The sequence below is a fragment of the Pseudomonas sp. PDM01 genome, from assembly GCF_014852325.1.
Taxonomy (GTDB): Bacteria; Pseudomonadota; Gammaproteobacteria; order Pseudomonadales; family Pseudomonadaceae; genus Aquipseudomonas; species Aquipseudomonas migulae.
On the sequence record NZ_JACVBK010000005.1, the window covers coordinates 43,681 to 67,072 of the forward strand.

15 protein-coding genes and 1 pseudogene are annotated in these 23,392 nt (G+C 59.6%); 6 read left to right on the forward strand and 10 right to left on the reverse strand.

All coding sequences use genetic code 11. The features are described from left to right. Positions 1-9: 9 nt before the first annotated feature. Both IB246_RS13895 and IB246_RS13900 read right to left on the reverse strand, forming a co-directional pair. Positions 10-7,371: a DUF637 domain-containing protein gene (locus IB246_RS13895; protein WP_192230061.1), complete on the reverse strand. Its 7,362-nt coding sequence runs from the start codon at positions 7,369-7,371 to the stop codon at positions 10-12. Positions 7,372-7,395: 24 nt separating this feature from the next. Further along, complete coding sequence (locus IB246_RS13900; protein ID WP_008044006.1) at positions 7,396-9,102, reverse strand: ShlB/FhaC/HecB family hemolysin secretion/activation protein; 1,707 nt, start codon at positions 9,100-9,102, stop codon at positions 7,396-7,398. Between the two features lie 292 nt (positions 9,103-9,394). On the opposite strand from IB246_RS13900, the gene IB246_RS13905 reads away from it, so the two are divergent. Further along, positions 9,395-9,670 (forward strand): hypothetical protein, encoded by a 276-nt coding sequence (locus IB246_RS13905; protein ID WP_008044007.1) that lies wholly within the window; start codon positions 9,395-9,397, stop codon positions 9,668-9,670. A gap of 98 nt (positions 9,671-9,768) precedes the next feature. Here IB246_RS13905 and IB246_RS13910 read toward each other — a convergent pair whose 3' ends face one another. From IB246_RS13910 to IB246_RS13920, 3 genes are all read right to left on the reverse strand, one after another. Then, positions 9,769-10,530 carry an IclR family transcriptional regulator gene (locus IB246_RS13910; RefSeq protein ID WP_008044008.1) on the reverse strand — a complete coding sequence of 254 codons (762 nt, stop codon included), beginning with the start codon at positions 10,528-10,530 and terminating at the stop codon, positions 9,769-9,771. 87 nt (positions 10,531-10,617) lie between these two features. Beyond that, complete coding sequence (locus tag IB246_RS13915) at positions 10,618-11,829, reverse strand: CaiB/BaiF CoA transferase family protein (RefSeq protein ID WP_008044009.1); 1,212 nt, start codon at positions 11,827-11,829, stop codon at positions 10,618-10,620. Next, a complete protein-coding gene (locus IB246_RS13920; RefSeq protein WP_008044010.1) occupies positions 11,826-12,767 on the reverse strand; it encodes a hydroxymethylglutaryl-CoA lyase in 942 nt (313 codons plus the stop codon). The genes IB246_RS13915 and IB246_RS13920 overlap by 4 nt, the downstream gene beginning before the upstream one ends. Positions 12,768-13,037: 270 nt before the next feature. On the opposite strand from IB246_RS13920, the gene IB246_RS13925 reads away from it, so the two are divergent. Beyond that, a complete protein-coding gene (locus IB246_RS13925) occupies positions 13,038-14,324 on the forward strand; it encodes a CitMHS family transporter (protein WP_008044013.1) in 1,287 nt (428 codons plus the stop codon). Positions 14,325-14,482: 158 nt separating this feature from the next. On the opposite strand, the gene IB246_RS13930 is transcribed toward IB246_RS13925, so the two are convergent. Further along, positions 14,483-15,829 carry a DEAD/DEAH box helicase gene (locus IB246_RS13930; protein WP_008034278.1) on the reverse strand — a complete coding sequence of 449 codons (1,347 nt, stop codon included), beginning with the start codon at positions 15,827-15,829 and terminating at the stop codon, positions 14,483-14,485. Between the two features lie 193 nt (positions 15,830-16,022). Between IB246_RS13930 and IB246_RS13935 the strand changes: the two genes are divergently transcribed. Continuing rightward, positions 16,023-17,321 carry a mechanosensitive ion channel family protein gene (locus tag IB246_RS13935; protein ID WP_008040937.1) on the forward strand — a complete coding sequence of 433 codons (1,299 nt, stop codon included), beginning with the start codon at positions 16,023-16,025 and terminating at the stop codon, positions 17,319-17,321. Between the two features lie 133 nt (positions 17,322-17,454). On the opposite strand, the gene IB246_RS13940 is transcribed toward IB246_RS13935, so the two are convergent. After that, the gene (locus IB246_RS13940) at positions 17,455-18,099 is read right to left on the reverse strand and encodes a hydrolase (protein ID WP_008040938.1); all 645 of its coding nucleotides are present in this window, start codon (positions 18,097-18,099) and stop codon (positions 17,455-17,457) included. Between the two features lie 159 nt (positions 18,100-18,258). Here IB246_RS13940 and IB246_RS13945 point away from each other — a divergent pair, with 159 nt between their 5' ends. Next, positions 18,259-19,146, forward strand: coding sequence for a LysR family transcriptional regulator (locus IB246_RS13945; protein ID WP_008040939.1), 888 nt, complete (start codon positions 18,259-18,261; stop codon positions 19,144-19,146). Between the two features lie 104 nt (positions 19,147-19,250). Here the strand turns inward: IB246_RS13945 and IB246_RS13950 are convergent, their stop codons facing one another. The 3 genes from IB246_RS13950 to IB246_RS13960 all read right to left on the reverse strand — a co-directional run bounded on the left by IB246_RS13950 (position 19,251) and on the right by IB246_RS13960 (position 21,598). Next, a complete protein-coding gene (locus IB246_RS13950) occupies positions 19,251-20,117 on the reverse strand; it encodes a carboxylate/amino acid/amine transporter (protein ID WP_008040940.1) in 867 nt (288 codons plus the stop codon). Positions 20,118-20,452: 335 nt separating this feature from the next. Next, entirely contained in the window at positions 20,453-21,052 is a 600-nt protein-coding gene (locus IB246_RS13955) for an FMN-dependent NADH-azoreductase (protein ID WP_008040941.1), read from the reverse strand. 231 nt (positions 21,053-21,283) lie between these two features. Next, positions 21,284-21,598 (reverse strand): hypothetical protein, encoded by a 315-nt coding sequence (locus IB246_RS13960; RefSeq protein WP_008034289.1) that lies wholly within the window; start codon positions 21,596-21,598, stop codon positions 21,284-21,286. 49 nt (positions 21,599-21,647) lie between these two features. On the opposite strand from IB246_RS13960, the gene IB246_RS13965 reads away from it, so the two are divergent. Together IB246_RS13965 and IB246_RS13970 are read left to right on the forward strand one after the other, a co-directional pair. Next, the gene (locus IB246_RS13965) at positions 21,648-22,571 is read left to right on the forward strand and encodes a LysR family transcriptional regulator (protein WP_008034291.1); all 924 of its coding nucleotides are present in this window, start codon (positions 21,648-21,650) and stop codon (positions 22,569-22,571) included. A gap of 14 nt (positions 22,572-22,585) precedes the next feature. Beyond that, positions 22,586-23,391: pseudogene (locus tag IB246_RS13970) on the forward strand (alpha/beta fold hydrolase). Position 23,392: the final 1 nt, after the last annotated feature.

Here is a 23,392-nt window from a genome sequence, read left to right on the forward strand (position 1 = left end):
GATAAATACCTATTTATCGATAAGTTTAATATAGTCGGCCGGGACACAGCCCTTGATCAAGCACTCTCCATCACGCGTGGTGTTCCGCAAGTCTGCCTCTGCCCTCGTCAATGAAGTCTCATTTTTCGTGGACGGGTTGTTCGTGTATTTCTCCCGTGCCGCATCTACCCTTGATTGCAACTCGGCCGCGATTTCACGGCTGCTCAAGAACCTAGTATTTGGCAATACACCGGAATCAATATCCTGCTGCAATCGCGTCACGTCGATTTCGATTTGATGCGTACCGTAGTTCTTAGGATTCGAGGCAGCTCTCGGGTCGGTTACGGAGATGTAGGGAGAGTTTTCAGAACCACCTCCACGCACATGTGTTTGAACGCTGCCGGTCCCCTCTGGGTTAGGAGGAACCAAATCGCCATTCTCATTGATATATGCCTTTGGTTTTCCATTTCCCCCGACCGGTGAATAAAAGTCATTATCGCTGCGCACTACAGTATCACCTGGGGCTTTTGCATTAACCCATTTCCCACCAATCCACTCAACAGCTTTCCCACCAATATAAGCTGTGGCAAGCCCAGTAGTCGTGTCAAAAACCATACCCCCTAACTGCTGGGCAGAGGCGGTCGCTACTTTATCAAACTCCCTTTCTAGCGCATGCGACGGGATCGGGCTGGTAATCCAGTCCTTAATCCCGAGCGCTATCCCGCCGATACCGCCTGCGATTGCACCAATCGTATCGAAAGGGGATGAAAAGGCATCCCAAGCCGATTTTGCTGTGTCAACCACCCCTCCTGGCCACGCAACAGCTCGGTCCTTGAACCCCGTAAATCCTTCTCTGGCCAGAAACCCAGGCTCCATCGACGGGGGGTAGACGGTTGTAAGTTGTTTTGTGTCAACGCCTGAAAAATAACTATTCTTGGCTGCATTTATTTCATCGAGCGTCCACCCCTCTAGTAGTCCACGCAGCTGAATCTTGCGCCCAAACTCCTCCATATCACGTTGTCTTTCGGCATCCAATGCTGATATTGCCCGGGTGATGTTGTCCCGACACGCTTGAGCACCACTCCCCGAACCACAAGCTGCTCGAGCTTTATCCGCCGCTGTAACTTCTTTGTGTAGCAGCCAGTTGTACTGCGTGGCGTTCTTCGCAATATCTGATCCCTGTTGGAGATCCCCATCCACCGCCGCGGCGGCAAGGAGCCCGGTTAACTGCGACATCATTACGTGCAACTGGTCGTTGCCATCCGCAAGACTGACCAGTTGATTCGTCAGCGCTTCATTAAGCCCCGCCGCTGCCGCGCCGGTGGCAAAATCACCGCCAGTAGCCTTCGATAGCAAGCCCCCCATCAACGCATGCGCTACGGTTTTCTCAAGACTGCCCTCGGGAAACTTGATGGTATCGCCGATCCAGTTAAACCCAGTCGCCATGGCCACATTCCCGGCCTCTCCCACCAGCGCCGCACCAAGGTTGTCGCCAAAGTTGCCGCCACCAATAGCGGTTGAGATGCTGCTGGAGATCACCGCCCGGCCAGCTACCCGTGTCGCAATGTCGGTGAAATTGGTGCTGGTAAGAATGTTTGCGGACTTTGTACCTTCCGCCGCCCCGGCGAACCAATTGGTGTCCGCATAATCGAGCATGCCCGCAGTGAACCCAGCAATTGCGGCACTTTTCAGGCTGTCAGCACTAAACGTTTCCTTGAACGCAGCGCCCAAGTTGCCTTTATTGCTGATGGTGCTGGTGACCGCAGTGGTCGCCAGACTGGTGGCAAATACGCCCCCGGCACCACCGCCCACCAGACCTAGGCCCGCCGGGCCCATGATGAAAGACATCAGGATCGCGATGGCGATTTTCGCGCCGGCACCCAGCCCGGAACTGTCATATTTGAAGCTCTCGTGAATCTCCTTCACCTGGCGCCAGTTGATGTCACCACGCGCTTCCGCCTGCTTCATCCAGGCAAGATTCGGGTCGGCTTCGACCATCGCGTCGATGGTCTGGCTGACGCTTTGCTGATCGACTTGTTTGATGTCGATGCTGATCTGGCCAGCAGCCTTGATGACCAGTCGGCCCTGGGCCACCAGTTCGCTCTGACGCAGGGTTTCATCGGTGCGACCGCTGCCTTTGGTTTCGAACCAGGCCAGGTCGCTGTCACTCTTGGAGTGGTTCTCGTCGTGAAGATCTTTCACCCCTTCAAAAAGAATCGAGCCACCGCTGTCGATAACGATGTCCTTGCCGCTGTCGAGCTTGGCGACCTGATACAACTGGTCCCCACCGCTCTCCAGCGTCAGGTTCCCTCCGCTAGTGATGTGACTGCCGACATATTTCACATCCGTCACTTCATCACGCTTGGTTTTCTTCGCCCCAAACGCGCCTTTGGCCGTCATGTCATACAGCGTGTAATCCCTGTTTTCCGCGGCGAGCACGTTGAGGTTGTTGCCGGCGTAAACGTAGGCCTCGTCGCCTGCTGTCAGGTTACTGGCCCGCAGCGTTACATCCCCTGCGGCTTTGACCGACAAATTCCCCCCCGCACTAAACTCACTGGCTACCTGACGAGTCTGGTCATCGACCTCATGAACCTTTTTGTTGCCCTTCTTGTAGCGGCTCTCAAGGTTGTGTTCGTCCTCGGCCGAGATCAGGTTGATGTCGCCGTCGGCGCTGGCGTTCAGGTCCTTTCCAGCACTGGCCTTGCTGGCGACGGCGTTGAGGTCACGACCGGCGTGCAGGGTCAGGTTGCCCGCTGCGGTTACGCTGGAGCCCAACTGGGTGAGGGTTTCTTCGGTGCGCAGGCCGCGACGCAGGGCGTCGCGGGTGACGGTGCGGTCTTCCACTGCGAGCAGGTTGATGTCGTTGCCGGCGGTCAACGTGGCATCGCCGCCGCTGCTGATCTGGCCTTTGCTGGTCAGGTTGTTCGCCGCGTTGATGGTCAGTTTTGAACCGGCGCTGATGCTGCTGCCGGCATCGAGTTGCGTGGCGCTGCCGGCGCCGATGTTGAATGCCGTGGCGGTGCGGTCGTTGACGATGTCGCCTTTGAGGCTGGTGAGGTTGACCTTGTCGGCGCGGATTTCCCCGGCCATGGCATTGCGGATGCTGTCTTGTGCCAGCAGGGTCAGGTTGGCGTTGGCCTGCGCCAGGCCGCCCTGCAAGATGCTGCCGCCGCTCAAGGCGCTGAGGTCTTCACTGGCGCGCAATGTCCCGACGTTTTTCAGATCGCCGCCGGTGATTATCTCTACGTTGCGCCCTTGAATCAGGCTGCCGCCGCGCAGATTTCGCGAGTCGACTTTGGCCAGGTACAGCACCGGCACCAGCACGGTTTCGCCGTTGATGACCCGTTCTTCCATCCAGACGATGTCGTGGGTCAGGGCGGCCACCTGCTGCGAGGTCAGCATGACGCCGACGCTCAGGTTCAGAGCGTTTTTGCTGCTGATGGCGTTGTCCATCAGGTACTGGAATTGCTCGTAGTCGCTGCTCAGGCCGTCGGCGAGGAAACGCTGGCCGGTCTGGGCGCGCACGGCGTCGGCAATCAGTCGGGTTTCGTAACGGCCGTCGCCCAGTCGGCGCGCGGCCTGGTCGGGGTCGTAGCCCAGCTTGCCGATCAAATAGTCCGAGCTCATGAACTTCGAGAGGTCGACGAGCGAGGGGTTGGTTTCGATCAGGTATTTGTTGGCCGGGTTGCGGCTCTGGGTGAACAGGCCGTAACTGCCTTGAGGCAGGCGGAAACTCGGGAGCGAGGTCGGGTCGATGCCGACGAAGGCTGCGCCGGTAAAATCGACCGGGACAAAGCTGACTTTTACGCTGCCGTCGACAGCGACGGTTTCAATGCGTTTGACGTCCTTCAACGGGCCCGGGCTGCCCACCGGGCTGGCGAGGATTATTTGCTGGCCACCGGCGCCAAAGGCCTGGCTGTCGAGGGTGGCGCCGATGAGTTGGGCGTTCCCCTGGTTGGTGAGGCTGCCGTTGACCAGCTCACCGCTGACGTTCAGTTTCAGCGCGCCACCGGCCTGCACGGTGCCGACATGGGTCGTGTTGTTGCCGGGCATGATGGTGTTGGTGATGTTCTCGATCGGGTATTTCGTCACCTCGATCGGAATCGGCGCCTGACTGGCGAGTGGCTGCCCGGCGTAGTTGGCGTTCCAGGCGTTGGTCGCGGCCTCGGTGACCCGGTAGGCACTCTTGCTGACGCCGTCGAGGAAGTAGTTGATGTTCTCTTCGCGATTGTCGAGGGTGAACCCACGGTTATAAAAGTTGCTGGCCGTGATGGTCGTGTGGCGGTTGGCGGCCAGCAGGCTCTGGCCGTTGGTGACGGTGACCGCGTCTAGCAGCAGGTCCTGGTTAGCCAGCAGTCGCGACGCCGGGGAGTCCTTGAGAATGCTGCCTTCGTAAAGGGTGCGGACGATGTAATAGCCGGAGTGAGTACCGCCGCTGCAATCGGTGCAGTTGATCACGATGCGGCGGCTGGCGATGCTTTGGGTGGCTTCGAATTCGGCCTTTTCGTTGGTCAGCTCGCGCACCTTGATGTCGATGTCACTGCCGCTTTCGATGCTGCCCGAGCGGTTGATCAACTGGCTGGCCTTGCCGCCATCACGGGCCGCGAAGCTGAGTTTTCCTTTGCTGTAGAAGTCGGCGTAGCGGTTGAGCAGGCTGTCGGCGCGCAAGGTCATGTCGGCGCCGCTGAAGATCAGGCTGTCCGCCCGGTTGTTGATGTCTCGGGTAGCGCTGAGGGTGAGTAGCTGTTGCGCGCCAAGGGTGCCGCCGTTGTCGATGCGGTCGGCGACGACGCTCAGATTGGCGCTGGAGGTCAACCGGCCGAGGTTGTCGAGCGTGCCGCTCAGGACCAGTTCGCCGTTGCCGGCACTGGCGATTCGGCCGTCGTTCTGGGTCACGTTGACCGCTTTGATTTTCAACGCCTGCTGGGTCGAAATCAGCCCTTGGTTCGTCAGGTTGCCGGACAGCTTGAGGGTGAGGTCGCCGTCGCTGAGCAACTCGCCGGCATTGCTCAGGCTGACCGCATCCAGGCTCAGGCTGCTGGCGCTGGCGATGCGGTCACCGGCTTGCAGGGCGATGCTTTGCAGGCCGCTGATATCCAGCGCACCGTTGACATGCCAAAGGCCGATACCGTCGACGTTTGTGATGTTCCAGTCGCCACTGCCGAGACCGACCAAGCGCCCCTGGGCGCTGAACAGGCTGGCGGAGTTCACGCTGAACTGACCGGTGGCCGCGTGTTCGATCTGCCCGGCGCCGTTGCGCAAGGTACCGGCCTGCAGGACGAAGTTATCGCTGCCGATGGCGATGTGTCCGCCACGGTTATCCAGTTCGTTTTGCAGGGCGATTCGACTCAAATCACCGAAGTGCGCCAGAAGTCGGCCCCCGGCACTGTTGTCCAGGCTCTGCCCATCGAGCTGCACTTTCTGGCTGGCTTCGATCAAGCCACCCTGGTTGATCAGACGATCCACCGTCAATTGCAGGTTGCCTGCCAGGCTGACAAGGCTGCCGCCACTGTTATCGACGTCACCCGCGGTCAGGCTGACGCTGCTCGCGCTGAGGGTGCCCGACTGGTTGTCCAGACGGCCCTGACCCAAATCGAGTTCAGCGTGGCTGCCACCGGCGGTGATGTTGCCTTGTTGGTTCTGTAGCCCTTTGGCTTTCAGTTTCAAGCCGTCGCTGCCCGCGAGCAGTTGGCCGCTGTCACGGTTATCAACGGCGGTTTTGGCGTCGACCTCCAGACGGTTGCCAAGCACTTGCCCGGCGCGGTTGTCCAGATTGCCTGACGTGGTGGTCACTGCCACTTTTTGCCCGACTACGACACCTGCGCGGTTGTCGACGCTGCCGGCCTTGAGTGCAACATCACCGGCGGTGGCTTGCAGCCGTCCCTGCTGGTTGTTGACCGCTTGATCCACCGTCACGGTCAGCGCGCCACTGTCCGCCACGACGCGGCCCTGCTGGCTGTTGTCGAGGTGGGTGGCGGTAACGGTGACCGCCTTGCCGAGCATCGCACCGTTCTGGTTGATGACCGTTGCGCCGCTGACCACCAGATCAGTCTTTGCCTGAAGGGTGCCTTCGGTGTTGTCGAGCCGTCCGCCGACCGTCACTTTTGCGAGCGCCGCGTTCGCGCTCATCAGCCCCTTGCGATTATCGAAGTCTTTTTCGACGTTGGCGGTGAGCTTGCGCGCAGCAATGACCTGGCCCGCGTTGCGCAGGTTTTTGGCGTCGATCTGCACGTCGCCCGTCAGGTTGTGGGTGTTGTCGGCATTGATCCCGGCTTCGATGATGCCGAGGTTGGTCAGTTGGCCGTTACTGGCCAGCATCACGTTGCCGCCTGCAGCGATGCTCTTCTGATTGAACAGGTCTTCACTGGCCGTGACGTTCAGGTTGCCGCCGGCGTACAGCGGGCCATCCGCTTGCACACTTTGCGCCTTGACCGTGAGCGCGCCGCTGGCGCCGGTGGTCGCCAGTGTCAGCTTGCCATTGACGTCGAGGTTGAGATCACCGGCACTGGTCGCCATCTCCCCGCCGAGTTTGACGCCCACGCCCTGCTCAGTGCCCACCAGTTTGATCGCACCGGCGTACATGCCGCCGAGCGCGCTGCTGTCGATTGCCAGCATTGGCGCTGTGGAACCATCCGGCGCCAGGGCCTTGGCCGACAGGCTGGTGGCGTCAACGTTGTTGCGCCCGGTAATGACGTTGAGTTTTTTCGCGTAGAGGTTGGCGTTGATCGTCGCCGAGCGGGTGATGAGGTCGAACTGATCGATGTTGCTCGCGTTGAGCCCGGCACCTTCGATGGCAATGCTGCCTTGATCGACCTGGAAGTGATCGACGCGACCCGCGCCATCAAGCACCGGTTTGCCGGTGGTCAAGGTCACGCGCGGGGTGTTGATGAAGCCGCAGCCGTTGCAGGTGATGCCATAGGGGTTGGCGACAATGACGTGTGCCGACTGCCCCGCCACTTCGGTGTAACCGCGCAACTGGCTGGGGCTGCCGCCGATGACTTCGTTAAGGATCGTCTGCGCCGAACCGCTGTTTTTCAGGTTCGGGTTACCGATGATGATGCCGCCCAGTTGCGAGAGCGAAGTCTGCGCCGAGCCGTTGTTGAGGATCAGCCCTTGGGCGCTGACGTTGTAATCATGGAACTGGTTATGCGACAGACCGCTGCCATTGGGCGTGGCGATGTTGACGATTTGCATGCCGTTGCCGGCATTGTCCAGCGTAGTGCCCGGCGTAGCGACCACAATGCCGTCGGCCTGTGCCCACATCGGTTGCCAGAACATGACGTTGGCCAGCAGGAACGCCAATCCGCGCTTGGGCATGCCCCAGAAGTGCTCGCGGGGTTTCACCACGGCAGAAGACTGGCGAGCGAGGAAAGCGTACTGGCGAACGTCCATGTGGAAGGTCTCGATGCAGCGAAATTAAAGGAAGAAATCCACGCGGAAATAGATCGGCGCTTCACGCTCGGTCAGGGTGTCCGGGCGTTCCAGGGAGTGGGCGAAGGTCACGCTGGCGGCGACATGCTGACCGCGTGCAAACAGCTCCACCGAGTTGCTGGACATGCGCCCGTGCTGATCGTCATTGAAACGATTGCCGCGGATCACGCCCTGGTCGTAACCGAGGCTAGTGCCGTATTCAGCGAACACCGGGCGCAGCCATTCGGCGCTCACTGGACGGGTCCAGCGCAGATCGTTGCGCCAGTAACCGCCACTGTCGCCCGACAAGGATTGGTCCTTGTAGCCACGAATCGACGATTGCCCGCCGAGGCTGGTGCGTTGCGGACTGAACAACACGTCTTCACTGCGCTGGCCGGTCATCAGGCTGGTGAAACTGAACGACTCGCCCCACACCTTGAACGGTTGCAGGTAGGACGCGACGGCCATGTATTTGCGGTAACGCGCATCCGGCTCGCCGGGGGCGGGATGGTCATTGCCCTGAGCATCGAGTGCGCCGATGCCTTCCTGCATACCCAGGTCGAGGTTGACGAACGCGCTGCCGACGCGCCGACCGTGATTGATGCCGAACTGCGACTCGGTAATCCGGTTGCTGCTGAACTTGAGCTTGCTGTCTTCAATGAAGTTGTTGGTGCGCAAATAAGAGAGGCCGGCGCTGAGTGAGGTCTTGCTCATGGCATCGCGGTGGATCACCCGCTCGGCCCGCAGCTGATGGTTTTCGGTGTCGCCGGTCAGCTTGAAGGGGTAATCGTTGGCGACAAGCTGCGTGCGGTACTCGTTCTGGGTGTAGGTGTAACTGAAGTCCCACCAGCCCCACGGCAGGCTGTAATACAGCGTTGCGTTGTTGGATGTGTGCTGGTGATCGGTCATCACATCGCCACCGCCGCGCAGCATCAACTGATCGGCCAGCCCCAGCGGACTGTCCCAGTCCAGCGTCGTGCGCCACTGCTGCTCGCCGGTGCTGCGCTGACCGTCGTTGCTGCGCGACAACCCGACGCGCCAAGGCTTTTGCGGTGTGTTCTTGACCAGGATTTCGCTGCCGCCGACGTTCTGGCCCGGGGTCAATTCCATCTGCGCCTGATTCGACGGCAAGCGGTTGAGCTGATCAACCATCTGTTCAATTTCACGCAGATTGACCAATCCGCCACTCTGGCCCGGAAAAGCCATGGCCAGTTCGCGGTCCGAGAGTTGGCTGCCCTGCGCACCTTTCAGACCTTCAAGCCGCCCTTCAACGACCAAGACTTTTAAATGCCCACCGGACAAGTCCTGCTGCGGCAAGTAAGCGCGGCTGGTCACCAGGCCTTTTTCGATGTAGCGAGTGGTGATGACCTTGAGCAATTCGTTGAGCTGAGAGACGCCCAGGCATTGGCCGATGTAGGGCTTGAGCAAGCGTTCGCGTTCACCGGCAGAAAGGCTGTCGGTGCCTTTGAGTTCGATGTCCTGGATAGGGAAGCAACGGCTGTCGGCAGGTGCCGAGGGCTGGACCGGTTTCACTTCCTTGCCGGGCAACTCTTTAAGCTCTTCGAGGCGCCGACGCTGCTCTTCGAGCAGACGATCCTGGCGTTCACGGATGAGGTCGGTTTCACCGGGAGTGGGCGCGGCATGAGCGAGATTCAGTGGAGAAAGGCACAGCAAAGCCAGGCACAACCTCGCCACGAGGGCGGGCAGAGACATGTTCGATCCCTCGAATTAGGGCGTAATAGCAAAATAGTGGCGCGATGTTAGATAGCCACTATCCTGACGTCAATTATTCATCCTGCCAGGAAACGCAAACCGATGAGCGCTATCGCCTGAAGCAGACCAATCCGGGAAACGGCAGGAAACCTCAGAGCGCATGCCGGAAGAAAAACCAAGGGCAACAGGACAATTCCCAGGCGCTGTTTTCACCGTGTGCAGCAAGCGGAACTTTAAGGTCCCGAGTGGCCTCAACCGATTAACCGCCCAAAACGGAATCGAGGCCCATTCCATGAAAACCTTGCTGAAACTCACCCTCGCCGCCACCCTCGCTTGCGCCCTCCCCGCCTGGGCTTGCACACCCGAGGAGGCCACCGCCAAACGCGAACAACTGGCCAAGGAAGTGGCCAAGCTCACCGAGCAGAATCCGAAGAAGGCCAAGGAGATCAACGATGAATTGCAGAAAATGGATTTGGGCACGGCCAGCGCGGATCTGCCGGACAAGTGCCAGTTGATCGATCAGCGTCTGAGGGAGTTGGAAACAGCAGATAAAAAAGCTGAAAGCTGACCTTGTAGGAGCCAGCTTGCTGGCGATTCGGTTGACCAGATACACCGAGTCGCCAAGGATCGCCGGCAAGCTGGCTCCTACAAGGGTTTGTGCAATGCTTAAGTGATGCGCTCAGCCGCCTTGAGCAATTCGCGATTGTCCCCGCCTAACGCGACGGTCGCCCTGGCCGCTGCGTCGAGCAACAACCCGCACGCCGTGGCAACTTTCTCCTGGCTGAATCGCTCCGCCGGGCCGGACAAGGTCAACGCACCGGTCAATTCATACGCGGCATTGAATACAGGCACCGACACCGAAGCCGTCTCCGGATCCCGTTCCCCAAAGGAACTTGCCCAGAATTGCTCGCGAATCGCACCGAGGGTCGGCTCGGATAGCGCGCCGAAGGCTCGCAGGACTTTGCCCGACGCCCCGGCATTCAGTGGAAATCGGGCACCTTCATGCAGGGAAACCCTGACTGCGCGCTTCGGCTCGACGCGAAACAACACCACGCGGCTGTCGTTTTCCCGTACGTAAAAAGAGGAGGTTTCGCCGCTCGTGTCGGACAAGGATTCCAGCAGCGGGTAGATCACGTCGCGCAGGCGGAACGAAGTCTGGTAGACCTGCGCCAACCGCAGCGGTTCGGGGCCGACGGCGTATTGGCCATCGCCGAGGCGGCGGATGAAACCGGCGCGTTCCAGTGAACTCATCAAACGCAGGATGGTGCTTTTATACAGGCCGGTGCGCCGGGCGATTTCCGCCAGTGGCAGGCTGTTGCTGCCGACGTCGAACGCCGCAAGGATCGCAAAGGCGCGATCCACGGCCGCCACGCCGCCTTCGGCAGCGGGCGTGGAAGGTTCGTCTTCCGATGGGGTTTGTTTGCTCATGTTCGCTCGTGACAAAACTTCAGGACGGCGCCAGCACCGGGCTGCGCAGCGGCTACCTTAACCGTTGAGCGAACGGGCGACCACCCTTCACCCCTCGGACTTGATCACGCCAGCGCGATGCAGTGCACTGATATCGCTATCCGAATAACCCAACTCCACCAGCAACTCATCGCTATGGCTGCCCAACTCAGGCACATTCAAGCGCGTACCAAAGCGCTGGCCGTCCATTTCAAACGGCAGCATCGGTACCTTAACCGATTGACCGTCAGGCAACGTCACCTCAGCCATGCCACCCGACTCGTTCAGGTGTTTGTCGTCGAACAGGTCCTGAGGTCGCTGGATCGGCGAAAACGGCAGACCGGCCTTTTCACACAGCGCCATCACCTGTTCCTTGCTCATGCCCGCCAGGCATTCGCGGACTTGCGGCAGGATCACCTTGCGCGCGGCGACTCGCTGGTTGTTGCCGGCCAACTGCGGATCACTGCCGAAGGCATCGAAGCCGAACACCTCACAAAAACTTTTCCACTGACTGTCGCTGACCACGCCGAGGAAGACCTGCTCTTCACCGGCGCAACTGAACACGTCATAAATCGCCCACGCCGAAACCCGACTCGGCATCGGTGCCGCCGGTGTACCGGTGACCACGTTTTGCATCATGTGCTGGGCCACCAGGAACGCCGAATTCTCGAACAGGCCGGTCTGCACGAACTGCCCCTGAGCGCCTTGGTTACGCTGCAACAGCGCCGCCAGAATCGAAATCGCGCTGAACATCCCGCCCATGACATCGTTGACCGACGCCCCGGCGCGCAAAGGCTGGCCGACCGGGCCGGTCATGTAGGCCAACCCCGTCATCATCTGCACCACTTCGTCCAGCGCCGTACGATGTTCGTAGGGGCCGGGCAGGAAACCTTTCATGGAGCTGTAAATAATGTCCGGCTTGATGGCTTTCACGTCGGCGTAACCCAGGCCGAGTTTTTCCATGGTGCCGGGGCGAAAGTTCTCGGTGACCACATCGGCGGTGGCAATCAGCTTTTTGACTGCAGCAATGCCTTCGGCGGATTTCAGGTCGACGGCGAAGCTTTTCTTGTTGCGGTTGTAGGTGGTCCAGTACCCCGCGCCGGAGCCCATCAAGCGCCGGGTGTTGTCGCCCGCAGGAACAGGTTCGACCTTGATCACCTCGGCCCCGAGGTCAGCCAGCACCAGGCCGCAGGTCGGTCCCATGACCATGTGGACAAACTCGATGACCCGAATGCCGGCCAGCGGCAGAGGCTTTTGTTGTTGGCTGGGGCTCATGTTCATAGCGCCTTCTGTGCATAGTGAAAATTCTTGCCGACTCCGGCGTCCGGGATGAAGCCGTACAGCGCTTCTCCCGGCAGGCCCTGGCGCAACCATTCGCGGGCCTGCACCAGCCGATCGATGTCGATGCCAGTGCGCAGGCCCATGGATTCGAGCAGGTACACCAGGTCCTCGGTGACGATGTTGCCGGACGCGCCGGGCGCATAAGGGCACCCGCCGATGCCGCCCTGAGACGCGTCGATGGTGGTCACGCCGACGTCCAGCGCCGCGAGCACATTGGCCAGGCCCTGGCCGCGGGTGTTGTGGAAATGGGCACTGCCGGCAATGCCCGGCAATTCCTGGCGCAGCCGGGTGAACAAGCGCCGTACTTGTGTCGGGTTGGCGTAACCGACGGTGTCGGCCAGCCCCACTTCGTTGACGCCCAGCTCGGCCATGATCAGAGCCATGCGCACGGTGTCGTCGTCCGGCACTTCGCCCTGGATCGTGCAGCCAAACACCGTCGACAAACCGGCCTCGATTTCGACGTGCGGGTACTGCTCGTTGCGCAAGGCAACGACGTTGCGCACCTCCTGATAAACCTCGGCGTGGGTTTTGCGGATGTTGGCCAGGGAATGGGGTTCGCTCACCGAAATCGGCATCGTGATTTTCTGCACGCCCGCCTTGAATGCCGCTTCGGCGCCCTTGAGGTTGGGCACCAGCGCGGTCACGAACAGGTTGGGCAAGGTCCGCGCAAAAGCCACCACTGCAGCGGTATCAGCCATCTGCGGCAGCAGTTTCGGCGACACGAAGGAGCCCACTTCGATCTCTCGTAGCCCGGCGCTCGCCAACGCGGCGATCCATTTCAGTTTCAGTTCGGTCGGCATGGTCGCCGCGACGCTTTGCAACCCGTCACGGGGTCCGACTTCGCTGACCAGAATATCGATTTCGTTCGAATGACCCATCACCAGCCCTCCTGAGACGCCACGAAAGCCCTTGTTTCAGGGCACTTCGATAAACGTTCTACCTGACAGAATATTGTTCTATTTTTAGTATCTGCCGGGTTTCGGTGGCTTGTCAACGAATGGACAAAAACTTGACAGCGTAAAAATTTGGCCGGAAAGTTGTTCCACCAAAAGGAATGATGTTCTGTCTACCAGAACACTATCAATGACAAAGCGTTGCTTTCGCCCGCCGTCATACCCGGACAAAACCTATAAAAAACGAGGGAAATCATGCTGACCCTACTCAGCTATTCGATGATCACGTGCTTCATGTACCTGGTCATGAGCAAACGCCTGTCGCCGCTGGTTGCGCTGTTGCTGGTCCCGGTCGCCTTTGCCTGCCTGGCCGGCTACACCACGACACTGGGGCCGATGATGTTCGATGGCCTGAAAATGCTGGCCCCGACCGGGGTGATGCTGACCTTTGCGATCCTGTATTTCTGCATGATGACCGACGCCGGATTGTTCAACCCGCTGGTCAAACTGATCCTCAAAGCAGTGAAAGGCGATCCGCAGAAAATCGTGCTGGGCACGGCGATTCTCGGAATTTGCGTCGGCCTCGACGGCGATGGCGCCACCACTTACATCATCACCTGCGCGGCGCTGCTACCGTTGTATCGCCGCACCGGCGTGCGCCTGCAAGTCATGGCCACGGTGCTGTTGCTGGCCATTGGCGTGATGAACATTCTGCCGTGGGCCGGGCCGTTTTCCCGGGCGGCCAGCGCCATGAAAGTCGACATTACCGAGCTGTTCGTGGCGATGCTGCCATTGATGGCCATTGGACTTGTGTGGGTGATTTTTGTGGCGCTGTACCTCGGACGGCTGGAACGACGCCGCTTGGGCGTGGTGCAACTCGACGCCAATGAAGGGCTGGAGCACTTCACCGAATTTCGCTTGAACGACTGGCGCTTTCTGTTCAATGCCGCGCTGACCATCGCCCTGATCGCGATGATGATGCTCGCGGTGATGCCACCTGCGGTGTTGTTCATGCTCGCGTTCGGTATCGGCCTGGTGGTGAATTTCCCCAACCTCAAAGAGCAGAAAGCGGTGATCGCGCGCCACGCCGATAACGTCATGGCGGTGACCTTGCTGATCTTCGCGGCAGGGATTTTCGTCGGCATCATGGGCGGCACCGGCATGACCAAGGCCATTTCCGAAAGCCTGATCCATGTCATTCCGCAATGGGCCGGCAGTTCGATGTCGATCATCACCGCGTTCATCAGCATGCCGTTCACCTACGTGCTGACCAACGATGCGTTCTACTTTGGCGTGCTGCCGATCCTCGCCGAAACCGCCAGCCACTACGGCATCAGCGGCAAGGAAATGGCAATCGCCGGGTTGATCGGCCAACCGGTGCATTTACTCAGTCCGCTGGTGGCGTCCACGTATCTGCTGTGTGGGTTGCTGGATCTGGACTACGGCGATAACCAGCGCATGACGTTGAAATGGACGATCGGCACGGTGGGGGTGATGTTGTTGGCGGCGCTGGCGTTGGGGTCGATTTCCGTCATCCGGTAATCGTTCTGTAGGAGCCAGCTTGCTGGCGATGGCTGCACCGCGGTGTATCGGTTAGATCGCATCACCGGCAAGCCGGCTCCTACAGGGGGTGCGTGCAATTTGCGGGCGAAAAAAAAACCGGACCTGGGTCCGGTTTTTTATGGGATCGCTACGGCGCTTTATTCAGCAGCCGGGGCTTCCGGCTTGCGGCGCTTGAGCGGGGCCATGCCGTCCTTGCTAACCAGCGACAGGGCGTCGGTCTTCGGGCGGTTGGCGATTTTGCGCTTGGTCGGTGCCTTGGCGCCGGTTTTCTTCTTCTCGCCCTTGGCGTCGACCTTTTTCTTCTTCACGCCAACCGCTTTGCCCGAGGCCTTGACCTTTTTCGGTCCGCCGTAGGTGCCTTTGACTTCCTTGATGGTGCGGCGCTCGAAGCTCTGCTTGAGGTAGCGCTCGATGCTCGACATCAGGTTCCAGTCGCCGTGGCAGATCAGCGAGATGGCCAGGCCATCGTTGCCGGCACGACCGGTGCGACCGATGCGGTGAACGTATTCGTCGCCGCTGCGCGGCATGTCGAAGTTGATCACCAGGTCGAGGCCGTCAACGTCCAGGCCGCGAGCGGCAACGTCGGTGGCCACGAGGATTTTCACGCCGCCTTGCTTCAGGCGATCGATCGCCAGCTTGCGGTCTTTCTGGTCCTTGTCACCGTGCAGCACGAACGCTTTGTATTCCTGCGCCACCAGGCGGCCGTAGATACGGTCGGCCATGGCCCGGGTGTTGGTGAACACGATGGCCTTCTGATAGGTCTCGTTGGCCAGCAGCCAGTTCACGATCTGCTCTTTGTGCTGGTTGTGGTCAGCGGTGATGATCTGCTGACGAGTGGTCGCATTCAGGTCGCTGACGTTGTTCAGCTGCAGGTGTTCCGGGTTGTTCAGAACCTTGGCAACCATCTCGCGCAGGCCCGAACCGCCAGTGGTGGCGGAGAACAGCATGGTCTGCTGGCGATTGGTGCACTCGTCCACCAGACGCTGCACGTCTTCGGCAAAGCCCATGTCGAGCATGCGGTCGGCTTCGTCGAGCACCAGTACTTCGACTTCTTTCAGGTCGAGGTTGCCGGCGTTCAGTTGCTCGATCATCCGGCCCGGCGTACCGATCAGGATGTCCGGCACCTTGCGCAGCATGGCGGCCTGGACCTTGAAGTCTTCACCGCCGGTGATCAGGCCGGATTTGATGAAAGTAAATTGCGCAAAGCGCTCGACTTCCTTGATGGTCTGCTGGGCCAGCTCGCGAGTCGGCAGCAGGATCAGGGTCTTGATGCTGACGCGGATTTTCGCCGGGCCGATCAGACGGTTGAGGATCGGCAAAACGAAAGCAGCGGTTTTGCCGCTACCGGTTTGCGCTGTCACCCGCAGGTCACGCCCTTGGAGCGCCAGCGGAATAGCCGCTGCTTGCACAGGCGTTGGCTCGACAAATTTAAGCTCGGCCACGGCTTTGAGCAGGCGTTCGTGCAGGGCGAATTGGGAAAACACGGGTGCTACCTCGAAGAAATACAAAAAAACAGCTGCATAGGGTAACGGTTTCGAGCGCGAAGGCCGAGTTTCTTTATGCAATCGACCGTAAACAGTGGCTTTTTTGTTGCCTCTTTTGTCCTTAAACGTCATGCAAAGCGTCTTAAATGCTCTAATCGCTCCGACACGGACAATAGAAGAAACGGTTTTACCCATGGATATCAAACAGCTCTGGCTCAACGTCCAAGACATCTGGGGTGCTCTCGATCAGCATCCGCTCCTGCATTCCGGCCTCGGGCTGCTTCTGTTGCTGGTGGTGGCGCTGACCCTCGGACGAGTGGCGCGTTACCTGATCCTGCACGCGACCAAAATGCTCGGCCGCCAACCCGCGTTGCACTGGGTCAACGACTTTCGCCAGAACAAGGTGTTTCATCGCCTGGCGCAGATAACGCCGTCGCTGGTGATCCAGTTCGGCCTGCACCTGGTGCCGGAGCTGGGCAAAACCAGCCTGATTTTCCTCGGCAACGTCGCACTGGCCTTCACCATTCTGTTCCTGGTGCTGGCGATCAGCGCCCTGCTCAATGCGTTGCTGGACATCTACGCCCGCACCGAACACGCCCGCACCCGCTCGATCAAAGGCTACGTGCAACTGGCGAAAATGGTGTTGTACGTATTTGGCGCGATCATCATCGTCGCCACGTTGATCGACCGCTCGCCGCTGTTGCTGCTGTCGGGTCTGGGCGCCATGTCGGCGGTGATTCTGCTGGTCTACAAGGACACATTGTTGTCGTTTGTCGCCAGCGTGCAGTTGACCAGCAACGACATGCTGCGGGTCGGCGACTGGATCGAGATGCCGCAAGTCGGCGCCGATGGCGATGTGGTGGACATCACGCTGCACACGGTCAAGGTGCAGAACTTCGACAAGACCATCGTTTCGATTCCGACCTGGCGCCTGATGTCCGAGTCGTTCAAGAACTGGCGCGGCATGCAGCAGTCCGGTGGACGACGGATCAAACGCAGCCTGTTCATCGACGCCAGCGGCGTGCGATTCATCCGTGATGACGAAGAGCAAAAGCTGTCCCAGGTGCACCTGCTGACCGACTACATCAGCCGCAAACAGGCGGAACTCAAGGCCTGGAACGAGGCTCAGGGCAACGTCGCGGCAATGTCGGCCAACCGTCGGCGGATGACCAACATCGGCACCTTCCGCGCCTATGCGCTGGCGTATTTGAAAAGCCATCCGGAGGTCCAGCCGAACATGACCTGCATGGTGCGGCAGATGCAGACCACGGCACAGGGGATTCCGCTGGAAATCTACTGCTTCACCCGCACTACGGCGTGGGCGGATTACGAGCGGATTCAGGGGGATATTTTCGATTATCTGCTGGCGGTGCTGCCGGAGTTTGGCTTGAGCCTTTATCAGCAGCCGAGTGGCGGGGATCTGCGGGCCGGTTTGCTCCCGGCGATGCTTGGCGCAAGCCACATCCCCGAACCCGAAAAACACATCATGTAACCCCACCAACCAATGTGGGAGCGAGCCTGCTCGCGATGAGGTCGTGTCAGTCAACATATCTGTCGTCTGACACTCCGCTATCGCGAGCAGGCTCGCTCCTACAGGTTGCAGAGTTGACTTAGCAACACCGGTGTTATTTGACCTGACGCTGCGGTGCCTTGTGCACCATGGTGTAGGCGTAATCCACACCCATGCCATACGCGCCGCTGTGTTCCAGCACCAGTTCCATTACCGCCTCGTAAGTGTCTTTGTGTGCCCAGTCACGCTGGTATTCCAGCAGCACTTGTTGCCAGGTGACCGGCACCGCGCCTGCCTGAATCATCCGCTGCACCGACATGTCGTGAGCTTCTTTGGTGGTGCCGCCAGACGCGTCGGTCACGATGTACACCTCGTAGCCTTCAGCCAGGGCTTCCAGCGCCGGGAAGGTCAGGCAGACTTCAGTCCAGAGCGCAGCAATGATCAGCTTCTTGCGGCCGGTGGCTTTCACCGCGTCAACCAGCGCCTTGTCTTCCCAGGAGTTCATCGAGGTGCGCTCGATCGGCTTCTGCTCTGGGTGAACAGCCAGCAACTCCGGCCAGATAAAACCGCTGAAGCTTTCGGTTTCCACCGAGGTGTAGATCGTCGGCACGTTGAAGATCTTGGCGGCCTTGGCCAGGCCGACGGTGTTGTTCTTCAGGGTCTGGCGGTCGATCGACTGCACGCCGAAAGCCATTTGCGGCTGGTGGTCAATCAGGATCAGAGCGGAGTTGGTTGGGTTGAGCAGTTCACGAATAGACATGGCGCGTTCCTTTTGATGTCGATAATTCAAATCAGTAATGGGTTAGTCGACGCGGCTTCCAGAGGCTTTGTCGTCGGCTTGGATGTCACTTTAGGGGCTAGCAAGGAAAGGGACAATTACCTAAAATAGAGAATCATTGATTCTAAAATAGGGACAATCATGGATCGCATCGAATGCATGCGCGCGTTCGTCGTCACGGTCGGCGAGAACGGCTTTGCCGCCGCTGCACGGGCAATGGATGTGCCGCGATCAAAAGTCAGTAAACAGATTCAGGCGCTGGAAGAAGCCATCGGCGTGCAACTGTTGCAACGCACCACGCGCAGCCTGCACCTGACCGAGGCAGGCGCGGAGTATTTCGACGCGGCGCGGGAAGTACTGGCCTCGCTGGACGAGGCCGAACAGCGTGCCCGTAACGGCATCGGCGAGTTACGCGGGGTGCTGCGGGTCAATGCGCCGATGTCCTTCGGGTTGCGCCGGCTGGGGCCGCTGATTCCGCTGTTTCATGAACAACACCCGAACATTGAGCTGCAACTGGTGCTCAGCGATCAGCAGGTTGACCCGGTGCGCGGTGGTTTCGACGTGACCATCCGCATCGCCAGCATGCCGGACTCGACAATGATTGCCCGGCAACTGGCGCCGGCCCCGCGAATCATGGTCGCCTCACCTGCGTATCTCAAACGCGCAGGCACTCCGCAGACGCCGCAGGATCTGCGCGCCCATCAATGTTTGAACTACGGGTATTTGCAAAGCGGCGTGAGTTTGCAGCTGTGCAACGGCAAGGAAACCCAACGGGTCAACGTCACGGGCCCGCTGCACGCCAACAATGGCGACTTGCTCGCCCAGGCTGCCGAAGCCGGCATGGGCATCGCGCTGCTGCCCAACTTCATTGTCGAGGATGCGCTGGCGGCTGGCCGGTTGGTGCCGGTGATGTGTGAATGGCAGGCGCCTGCGATCACGATTAATGCGGTCTATCCATCGGCACGCCGGGTACCGCAGAAGACCCGGACGTTCATCGAGTTTCTGGTGGCGCAACTGGCAGAGAAATAACACATCCCTTGTAGGAGCGAGGCTTGCCCGCGAAGGCGGAGTGTCAGTCGACATACCTGTTGCCTGTCACACCGCGATCGCCGGCAAGCCGGCTCCTACAGTAGTCAGGTGATTGCCAACGACTTTCGTACACCCAGTCTGCTGATCCACACCGCCATCAAAATCACCGATCCGCCAAAGAACAACCGCCCCAGCTCTTCATGCTGATTCCAGATCAGCAGATTGATCAGCAACCCCACCGGCACATGCAGATTGTTCATCACCGCCAGCGTCCCGCCATTCACCAGGCACGCGCCCTTGTTCCACCAGTACAACCCCAGCGCGGTCGAGACCAGGCCGAGGAACACCAGCACGCCCCATTGCAGCGGTGCTTCGGGCAGGAAGTTCTGTTTGCCGAACAACAGAAACGCCGGTAACGCCACCGCCAATGCGCCGAGATAGAAATAGCCAAAGCGCCGGTAATGCGGCAGATCGCTTGGATGACGCGCCACCAGATGCTTATAAAGCACCTGCCCGGCGGCGTAGGTGAAGTTGGCCAGTTGCAGCAGCAGGAACCCCATGAAGAAATCCGGGTTGATCCGGTCGTAGCGAATCACCGCCGCGCCGAGCACCGCCACCAACGCCGCGACCAGTGCCCATGGATTGAAGCGCCGGTTCAGCGCGTCTTCGATCAGCGTCACATGCAGCGGTGTGAGGATGGTGAACAGCAACACTTCCGGCACCGTCAGCACCCGGAAGCTCAGGTACAGGCAGACGTAAGTCACGCCGAACTGCAACGCACCGATCAGCAGCATGCCGCGCATGAACGCAGGCTCCACCGAGCGCCAGCGCGTCAACGGAATAAACACCAGCCCCGCCAGCAGCACGCGCACCAGCACCGCGAAGTAACTGTCGACATGACCGGCCAGGTATTCGCCGATCAGACTGAAGGAAAACGCCTGGATCAGCGTGACAAAAAGTAGATAGCCCATGCTCGCCTCGTTTTGAATGGCGGCGACGATAGCGGGTTTTGCCGACGATCGCGAGAACACACAGATCTCTGTAGGAGCGAAGCTTGCTCGCGAAGACGGTGTGTCAGCCGCTATCTCTGTTGACTGTGACACCGTCTTCGCGAGCAAGCTTCGCTCCTACAGGTTTGTGGCAAACCATCAAATCGCAGGCAAAAAAAAGCCCGATCTCGCTAAAGCGTTCAATCGGGCTACAGCACTCAGGAGCAACAAGTGCAAAGGGAGGTCGATGCGCGTACAGGCTTGAAGGGTTGCGCCAAGTCACTAGACCATCCAGCGATTATCTGGCGATTAAAGCCTCAGGCCACTTGGGAAAGCTTGGCGTTGGCCTGGTTCAGGCCCTTCTCCTGGAAGTCACCGCCCAGGTTCATGCCTTCGGCGTGGATGAAGGTCACATCGTGGATTCCGATGAAACCCATGACCTGACGCAGGTACGGTTCCTGATGATCCGCAGTGCTACCGGCGTAGATCCCGCCGCGAGCGGTCAGCACGTAAGCGCGCTTGCCGCTGAGCAGGCCTTGCGGGCCGGTGTCGGTGTATTTGAAGGTCACACCGGCTCGCAGCACGTGGTCGAGCCAGGCTTTCAGCGTGCTGGGGATCGCGAAGTTGTACATCGGTGCGGCCATGACCAATACGTCGGCGGCCAGCAATTCATCGGTCAACTGGTTGGAGCGCTCCAGGGAAGCCTGTTCGCTGTCGTTGCGCTGTTCGGCGGGTTTCATCCAGCCGCCCAGCAGGTTGATGTCCAGGTGCGGCACCGGATTGACAGCCAGGTCACGGACGGTGATCTGGTCGTTCGGGTGAGCGGTTTTCCACTGGTTGATGAAGGTCTGGGTCAGTTGACGCGAAACCGAGTCTTGCTGACGGGCGCTGCTTTCGATGATCAGAACGCGGGACATGGGATGTAGCCTCCATCTGAGAATGCTGTAAGTCGATGGAGTGAAGGTTAAACAGAGTCATATCGATGAAAAAGCGCAAATAACTGCTATAACCCATCAATAAATTCGTTTATAAGCTGAGCATGCTTCATGTGGGAGCGAGCCTGCTCGCGATAGCGGTGGCGCATTCAAAATTGACTTTGACTGACATACCGCTATCGCGAGCAGGCTCACTCCTACAGGGTTGCAGTGTTATTTGGGGGTGCAGGTCAGGTTGATGCGCATCTTGATGATGGTCCGGTTGAACTTGGCAGTGGCATTTTTGTGCTTGCCGGCCGCCACTTCGATATTGCGGGTGCGCGGTGCTTCCGGACCGTTATTGAAAACCACCTTACAGACTGCATCGGTGCTGCCGAAGTTGTTGACCTGTATGGAGGCGATGTCGGTATCCGTGTCATACGCGTTGTAGTCGATGTCCATGCCGTTCAGCTGTTTTTGTACGTCGATCGGGTAGGCAAACGCAGTCAACGGCAACATCGCCAGCACCACACAACAGAATTTTTTCATTCGGCAGTCTCCAATAAGGACCGCCAGCTTAGGACAAGAGGAGCTCAAGATGAAAGCGCCCCGCGTGACCCTTGATCAATGGCGAACGTTACAGGCCGTGGTCGACCACGGCGGTTTCGCCCAGGCCGCCGAAGCGCTGCATCGCTCGCAATCGTCGGTCAGCTACACCGTGGCGCGCATGCAGGATCAACTCGGCGTGCCATTGCTGCGTATCGACGGCCGCAAGGCGGTACTGACCGAGGCCGGCGGCGTCTTGCTGCGTCGCTCGCGACAACTGGTGAAACAGGCCAGCCAACTGGAAGACCTGGCGCATCACATGGAGCAAGGCTGGGAAGCGGAAGTGCGCTTGGTGGTCGACGCCGCCTACCCCAGCGCCCGCCTCGTCCGCGCCTTGACCGCGTTCATGCCGCAAAGCCGTGGCTGCCGCGTGCGTCTGCGCGAAGAAGTATTGTCGGGCGTGGAGGAAGTCCTGCTGGAAGGCGTGGCCGACCTGGCGATCACCGGGTTCAGTATTCCCGGCTATCTGGGCGCGGAGTTGAGCGACGTCGAATTCGTCGCTGTCGCCCACCCCGAGCACGCCCTGCATCGATTGAACCGTGAGCTGAATTTCCAGGACCTGGAAAGCCAGATGCAAGTGGTGATCCGCGACTCCGGCCGTCAACAGCCACGCGACGTCGGCTGGCTCGGCGCCGAACAACGCTGGACCGTCGGCAGCCTGGCCACCGCCGCGACATTTGTCAGCAGCGGCCTGGGATTTGCCTGGTTGCCGCGGCACATGATCGAACGCGAACTGAAGGAAGGTACGCTCAAGCTGCTACCGTTGGATCAGGGCGGTAGCCGGAACCCGAGTTTCTACCTGTATTCAAACAAGGAAAAACCCTTGGGCCCGGCCACGCAAATCCTCATCGAACTGCTGCGCACCTTTGATACCGCGCCGCTGGATGCGCCCTTCGCTGCCCCAGAACAAGCCTGATACGGAGTGATCGCATGGCCTATTTCGAACACGAAGGTTGCAACCTGCACTATGAGGAATATGGCCACGGCACGCCGTTGCTGCTGGTTCACGGGCTCGGTTCCAGCACCCTGGACTGGGAAAAACAGATCCCGGCATTGGCGACCCGCTACCGGGTGATCGTCCCGGATGTGCGCGGCCACGGTCGCTCCGACAAACCCCGAGAGCGCTACAGCATCGCCGGGTTCAGCGCCGACCTGGTTGCCCTGATCGAACATCTGAACCTCGGCCCCGCACATTACGTGGGACTTTCGATGGGCGGCATGATCGGCTTCCAACTGGCGGTGGATCAGCCGCAATTGCTCAAGAGCCTGTGCATCGTCAACAGCGCGCCCGAGGTCAAATTGCGCAGCCGCGACGATTACTGGCAATGGTTCAAGCGCTGGAGCCTGATGCGTGCGCTTAGCCTGGGCACCATCGGCAAGGCCCTTGGTGGCAAACTGTTCCCCAAGCCGGAACAGGCTGAATTGCGTCAAAAGATGGCCGAGCGCTGGGCAAAAAACGACAAACATGCTTATCTCGCCAGCTTCGACGCGATTGTTGGTTGGGGGGTTCAGGAACGACTTTCCAGGGTGTCCTGTCCAACCCTCATTGTCAGCGCCGACCGGGACTACACGCCGGTAGCGCTGAAAGAGAACTATGTAAAACTGCTGCCCGATGCGCGGCTGGTGGTGATCGCCGATTCGCGTCACGCCACCCCGCTGGATCAACCCGAACGCTTCAACCAAACCCTGCTCGAGTTTCTCACCGCAGTCGACACCACCACACTCAGGATCACTGAC

Excerpts from the sequence above, each read along its gene's own strand:
- IB246_RS13895 (WP_192230061.1), bottom strand. The coding sequence starts at position 7,371 with ATGGACGTTCGCCAGTACGCTTTCCTCGCTCGCCAGTCTTCTGCCGTG.
- IB246_RS13900 (WP_008044006.1), bottom strand. The coding sequence starts at position 9,102 with ATGTCTCTGCCCGCCCTCGTGGCGAGGTTGTGCCTGGCTTTGCTGTGC.
- IB246_RS13905 (WP_008044007.1), top strand. The coding sequence starts at position 9,395 with ATGAAAACCTTGCTGAAACTCACCCTCGCCGCCACCCTCGCTTGCGCC.
- IB246_RS13910 (WP_008044008.1), bottom strand. The coding sequence starts at position 10,530 with ATGAGCAAACAAACCCCATCGGAAGACGAACCTTCCACGCCCGCTGCC.
- IB246_RS13915 (WP_008044009.1), bottom strand. The coding sequence starts at position 11,829 with ATGAACATGAGCCCCAGCCAACAACAAAAGCCTCTGCCGCTGGCCGGC.
- IB246_RS13920 (WP_008044010.1), bottom strand. The coding sequence starts at position 12,767 with ATGGGTCATTCGAACGAAATCGATATTCTGGTCAGCGAAGTCGGACCC.
- IB246_RS13925 (WP_008044013.1), top strand. The coding sequence starts at position 13,038 with ATGCTGACCCTACTCAGCTATTCGATGATCACGTGCTTCATGTACCTG.
- IB246_RS13935 (WP_008040937.1), top strand. The coding sequence starts at position 16,023 with ATGGATATCAAACAGCTCTGGCTCAACGTCCAAGACATCTGGGGTGCT.
- IB246_RS13940 (WP_008040938.1), bottom strand. The coding sequence starts at position 18,099 with ATGTCTATTCGTGAACTGCTCAACCCAACCAACTCCGCTCTGATCCTG.
- IB246_RS13945 (WP_008040939.1), top strand. The coding sequence starts at position 18,259 with ATGGATCGCATCGAATGCATGCGCGCGTTCGTCGTCACGGTCGGCGAG.
- IB246_RS13950 (WP_008040940.1), bottom strand. The coding sequence starts at position 20,117 with ATGGGCTATCTACTTTTTGTCACGCTGATCCAGGCGTTTTCCTTCAGT.
- IB246_RS13955 (WP_008040941.1), bottom strand. The coding sequence starts at position 21,052 with ATGTCCCGCGTTCTGATCATCGAAAGCAGCGCCCGTCAGCAAGACTCG.
- IB246_RS13960 (WP_008034289.1), bottom strand. The coding sequence starts at position 21,598 with ATGAAAAAATTCTGTTGTGTGGTGCTGGCGATGTTGCCGTTGACTGCG.
- IB246_RS13965 (WP_008034291.1), top strand. The coding sequence starts at position 21,648 with ATGAAAGCGCCCCGCGTGACCCTTGATCAATGGCGAACGTTACAGGCC.